The following is a 5,370-nucleotide window of genomic DNA, read 5'->3' as shown; positions in this document are numbered from 1 at the left end:
CTTCTACACAGCTGGAAAAAGCTTCCAGCGCCGCGGCCTGAAGGCCACCCGGCTTTTCTGCGCCGCCGGATGGTCGACGGGCAGCTCGACCTCGACCCGCTGACGCTCGCCGCCAATTTCGAGCTCCACCCGTCTGGTGCCGGCGACGCGGCGGCTGGCGGCGACTGTGCCGGCGATGCAGCCGTTGCATTCGTCTACCAGTTCGACATCGTGCGGACGGAAGAACAGCGTCGCTTCGCCTTGCGGTGCCTGCGGCGCGGACAGCCCGATCGGGCGATCGGCGATCCAGACCTGGCCGTCCTCGATCTTGACGGGAAGCGAGCTCGATTCACCGATGAAGCCGTAGACGAAGGGCGAATTCGGCGTGTCGTAGATTTCATCGGCGGTGCCGACCTGCTCGATGCTGCCCTGGCTCATCACCACGACGCGGTCGGCAAGCTCAAGCGCTTCTTCCTGGTCATGGGTGACAAAGACCGTGGTGTAGCCGGTAGCGTCGTGGATGTCGCGCAGCCAGCGGCGCAGCTCGCGGCGGACCTGGGCGTCGAGCGCTCCGAACGGCTCGTCGAGCAAAAGCACGGCCGGTTCGATCGCCATGGCGCGGGCAAGCGCCACGCGTTGGCGCTGGCCGCCCGAAAGCTGCGCCGGATAGCGCTTTTCCAAGCCGGAAAGCTGGACGAGGTCGAGAAGCTCGGAGGCACGGCGGCGGATTTCCTGCGCCGACGGACGTGTCGGCCCGTGCCGGACTTTGAGGCCGAAGCCGATATTGTCGGCGACCGTCATATGGCGAAACAACGCATAATGCTGGAAGACAAAGCCGACATTGCGCTCCTGGATCGACTTTTGCGACGCATCCTCCTCGCCGAAGAAGATCGTTCCTTTCGTCGGCCGCTCCAGCCCGGCGATCAGCCTGAGCAGCGTCGTCTTGCCGGAGCCGGAGGGTCCGAGCAACGCGATCAGCTCGCCGGACTTGATGTCGAGCGAAACGTCGTGGAGGGCCGGAAACCGCTCAAACTCCTTGCGCACGTTGGCAACGCGAACTTCCATCAACCGTCCCTTTTTCGTCGATGCATGTCGTTATCCCGAAACTGCTACGCACTTTGGGCGACATCAAACTCTTTATTTCATCTAGTGTCCGCGCGTCGCGGCGAGCTCGGCGCCGTAGCGCATTTCGAGAAGTGTTTTCAAGACCAGCGTGACGAGCGCCAGGCCCGCAAGTAGTGAAGCGACGGCGAAGGCGGCTGCGGCATTGTACTCGTTATACAGGATTTCGACATGCAGCGGCATGGTGTTGGTCAATCCGCGTATGTGGCCCGACACGACGGAGACCGCGCCGAACTCGCCCATGGCGCGGGCATTGCACAACAAGACGCCGTAGAGCAGCCCCCATTTGACGTTGGGCAGCGTCACGTACCAGAACGCCTGCCAGCCATTGGCGCCGAGCGACAGCGCTGCCTCCTCGTCGCCATTGCCCTGTTCCTGCATCAAGGGAATCAGTTCGCGGGCGACGAACGGGAAAGTGACGAAGATGGTGGCGAGCACGATGCCCGGCACGGCAAACAGGATGACGATGCCATGCGCCTTCAGCCAGGCGCCGAGCAGGCCCTGTGCTCCGAACAAAAGCACATAGACCAGGCCGGAAATGACCGGCGAGACCGAAAACGGCAGATCGATGAGCGTGGTGAGGAAGGCTTTGCCCTTGAACTCGAACTTGGCGATCGCCCAAGCGGCGGAGATGCCGAAGACGACATTGAGTGGCACCGAGATCGCCGCCACCAGCAGTGTCAGGTGGATCGCCGAGCGCGTGTCTGGGTTGGTCAGCGCCTCCGTATACGCACTGAGGCCCTTTGCGAAGGCTTCGTTGAAGACGACGATCAGCGGCAAGAGCAGGAAAATGCCGAGGAAGGCAAAGGTCACGATCATCAGCACGGCTTTCGCCGGGCGGCTTTCGGTCACTGCCGCCGACTGGCTTTCGTGGTGCGGTGCGTAGGATTTGATCTCCGGATCAGCCATAGCGCTTGCGGCTCCACGTCTGCACCAGATTGATGACCAGCAGCATCACGAATGACAAAGCGAGCATGATCGCCGCGATCGCGGTCGCCGCCGCATAATTGTATTCCTCCAGCCGGATGACGATCAGAAGCGGCGCGATCTCGGATTTGTAGGGCAGATTGCCGGCGATGAAGATGACGGAGCCGTACTCGCCAACACCGCGTGCGAAAGCCAGCGCGAAACCGGTGACGATGGCCGGCGCTAGGCCCGGAAGCAGAACCCGGGCGATGGTCTGGAAGCGATTGGCGCCGAGCGTCGCGGCCACTTCCTCCACCTCCTTGTCGATCTCCTCCATGATCGGCTGAACGGTGCGCACGACAAAAGGCAGCCCGATGAAGATCAGCGCTATGACGATGCCGAGCGGCGTGTAGGCGACCTTGATGCCGAGCGGTGCCAGCAGGCTCCCGAGCCAGCCATTCGGCGCGTAGAGCGTGGTCAGCGCGATACCGGCCACCGCCGTCGGCAAGGCGAAGGGCAGGTCGACCATGGCATCGACGATGCGGCGGCCAGGAAAGTTGTAGCGCACCAGTACCCAGGCGACGATCGTGCCGAAGACGACATTGACCGCGGCGGCAATGAAGGCGGTGCCGAAGCTGATTTCAAGCGCATTGATGGTGCGGCGGTCGGTGGCGATCGCCCAGAAATCGGCCCAGCCGAGCGCGGCCGATCGCCAGACCAGCCCCGAAAGGGGAATGAGGATGATGAGCGTGAGGTAGGCAAGAGAGAAGCCGAGCGTCAATCCGAAACCCGGAATGACGCTCGGCTGTCTGAACCGCCACCCCGCCTTTGCGGGTGCTGTGGTCATGTCGTCCTGATCTAGAGTCTAGCTTACTGGGTCTACTGGGCCGGCTTATAGATCTGGTCGAATATACCACCATCGCCGAAATGGTAAGGCTGCGCCTTCTTCCAACCGCCAAAAAGTGGATCGTCGATGGTGATCAGCTTGATCTCCGGCAGTTTGGCGAGGTCCTCCGCCGGCACCAGGTCGGGCTTCGACGGGCGATAATGGTTTTTGGCGATCAGCGTCTGGCCTTCCTTGGAGTAGAGGTAGCTCAGATAGGCTTCGGCGACTTTTCGCGTGCCGTTGGCATCGACATTGGCGTCGACCACAGCGACGGGCGGCTCGGCCAGGATCGAAGTCGGCGGGTAGACGATGTCGAAATTGTCGGCGCCGAACTCGTCGAGCGCCAGATAGGCCTCGTTTTCCCAGGCCAGCAGCACGTCGCCCAGGCCCTTTTGCGCGAAGGTTACGGTCGCGCCGCGCGCACCGGTGTCGAGCACCGGAACATGGGCGTAGAGATTGCCGACGAATTCCTTGGTCTTGGCTTCGTCGCCGCCATCCCTGGCGTTGGCATAGGCCCAGGCGGCGAGATAGTTCCAGCGTGCGCCGCCCGAGGTCTTGGGGTTTGGCGTGATCACTTGGACGTCGTCCTTGACCAGATCGCCCCAGTCGTGGATGCCCTTCGGGTTGCCCTTGCGGACGAGGAAGACGATGGTCGAGGTGTAGGGCGCCGAATTGTTCTCGAACTTGGTCCTCCAGTCGGGATTGATCTTCTTCGATTTCGAGACGATCGCGTTGATGTCGCCTTCGAGCGCCAGCGTCACCACGTCGGCGTCGAGGCCGTCGATCACGGCGCGGGCCTGTGCGCCCGACCCGCCATGCGATTGCTGGACGGTTACCGTCTCACCGGTCTCGGCCTTCCAGTGGGCGACAAAGGCCTCGTCGAATTGTTTGTACAGCTCACGCGTCGGATCATAGGACACGTTGAGGATGGTGGTATCGGCAAACGCGAAACCGAGTGTTCCGAATTGGACCGATGCAGCGACCAGGGCGCCGAGCAGTTTCCTGAAATGAGGATTGGTCATTTACGCCTCCGTTGAGATCGCTTCAAATCTACTGAATTGGTAGAAATTAGATGCACTCAATGTTGCTTTTTTTGTCCGTTCGAAGCAATTTTCCGCCGATCCTTGGCCTTATGAAGAAATTCTTTCCTCTCGACGGCGGGGGTGCCGAATCCGGGCTCATGCAGCGATCTATCTGGAGAAAGGTCGCGCCTCGGCAATGGCTCGATGTGGTCTGGACGCGATTTGCTTCGCAGCGATCAGTGATTCAGTCGGCGGTGAGGGGAAAATCGAAGCGCTGCTTTGGAAACGGCTCGTTTTCCAGCGTGAAATGCCACCATTCGCGGGCATAATTCCTGAAGCCGCCGGCGCGCATGGCCTCGACAAGCCTCTTGCGATTTGCGGTTGCTTCCCCGGCGAGCGGACGGTGCGCCGTTTCGCTCATCGGGTCGAAGCAGTCGAAGCCGGTGCCGAAATCGAGCGTGTCGGCATCGGGCGCGCCACAGGCCTGTTTCGGAGCGGTGTTGCGGTCGACTCGCGCGATGGCGACATCGACGGTCGAGCCGCGCGAATGCGTCGACAGTTCACCGACATAGCCTTTGGCGATGAGGTCCTTTCGCTTGACCGCTGGATACCATTGCGGGTCGGGTGGTCCGCCTTCTCTCGTCCACTCGCCCATGTCGGAGACGGCGCGCGCAGGGCGGTAGCAGTCAAAGACGACCAGCGTCAGGCCTTTGGCGGCAATCGCTTTCTGGACGCCGGAGAGCGCTTCCGCCGCTCGCCCGGTGAGGATGCATACCGGCGCGTCGTAGCCGGCCGCCTTGCGGCGCAGGAAATTGACTGTGCGGGCATAGCGGACGTCCTGCCGGATGGTGGGATCGATGTCGGCCAGCCGAACGAAGGCGGCGGGGAGGTCCGCGGACAGGACAGGGGCGGTATCGGCAGCCAACAGCAGGGCGCAAAACGCAATGCGCTGAATCGCTTGGCGCATTCTATTCAACGAACACTTTCACGCTGGCCGCGCGCCCGACCGCGTCGATCACGGTCAGGGTCGAATAGCCGGCGCCGTCCGGCTGCCAGGTCGCACTGCGCCGCCGGTCGATGCCGACCAGCGGCTTGCCATTGGCCAGCCAGCGGAACGGGGCGCGGCCGCCTTGCAGCTTCAGCACCAGCGGCGAGGCCCTGGCGGCGGTGGTGCCGAGATCGACGCGGGCGCCGTCCGGCGGAAAGATGATCGTCGGCGCAGGCTCGGTCGGCGTCGCCTGGACCAGCCCGTCGGCGCCAGAACCGAAACGCTCCAATGTCACCGGCAGATCGTCGCGTCTGGGTCTGGTGACGCCGGCCGGCTGGCCTGGCAGCGGCACGGGAGCCAGGCCGGAGCGGACGAAGCCCTCGAACAGGATCGGTGCGGCCGAGACATAGCCGGACAGGCCAGGCACCGCGCCGGCATCGGGACGGCCGACCCAGACGCCCAGCACG

The 5,370-nt window shown here is 63.0% G+C and carries 5 protein-coding genes and 1 pseudogene; all 6 read right to left on the bottom strand.

Annotated elements, in window-relative coordinates; genetic code table 11:
* Positions 1–3: 3 nt before the first annotated feature.
* Positions 4–1,044 (bottom strand): sulfate/molybdate ABC transporter ATP-binding protein, encoded by a 1,041-nt coding sequence (locus EOA85_RS26425; protein WP_065006751.1) that lies wholly within the window; start codon positions 1,042–1,044, stop codon positions 4–6.
* Between the two features lie 81 nt (positions 1,045–1,125).
* Complete coding sequence (gene cysW, locus EOA85_RS26420) at positions 1,126–2,010, bottom strand: sulfate ABC transporter permease subunit CysW (protein ID WP_029351598.1); 885 nt, start codon at positions 2,008–2,010, stop codon at positions 1,126–1,128.
* On the bottom strand, positions 2,003–2,854 hold the full coding sequence (gene cysT / locus EOA85_RS26415; protein ID WP_029351596.1) for a sulfate ABC transporter permease subunit CysT: 852 nt from the start codon (positions 2,852–2,854) through the stop codon (positions 2,003–2,005). Before cysT ends, cysW begins: the two co-directional genes overlap by 8 nt.
* 32 nt (positions 2,855–2,886) lie before the next feature.
* Entirely contained in the window at positions 2,887–3,915 is a 1,029-nt protein-coding gene (locus EOA85_RS26410; protein ID WP_127211730.1) for a sulfate ABC transporter substrate-binding protein, read from the bottom strand.
* Positions 3,916–4,159: 244 nt separating this feature from the next.
* Positions 4,160–4,882 carry a M15 family metallopeptidase gene (locus EOA85_RS26405; protein ID WP_127211729.1) on the bottom strand — a complete coding sequence of 241 codons (723 nt, stop codon included), beginning with the start codon at positions 4,880–4,882 and terminating at the stop codon, positions 4,160–4,162.
* A gap of 1 nt (position 4,883) precedes the next feature.
* Positions 4,884–5,370 (bottom strand): annotated as a pseudogene (locus tag EOA85_RS26400) (penicillin-binding protein 1C); the annotation flags it as partial.

This window comes from Mesorhizobium sp. M5C.F.Ca.IN.020.29.1.1, from assembly GCF_003997375.1.
Classification (GTDB): domain Bacteria; phylum Pseudomonadota; class Alphaproteobacteria; order Rhizobiales; family Rhizobiaceae; genus Mesorhizobium; species Mesorhizobium wenxiniae.
This window is presented reverse-complemented; position numbering and strand designations above follow the sequence as displayed.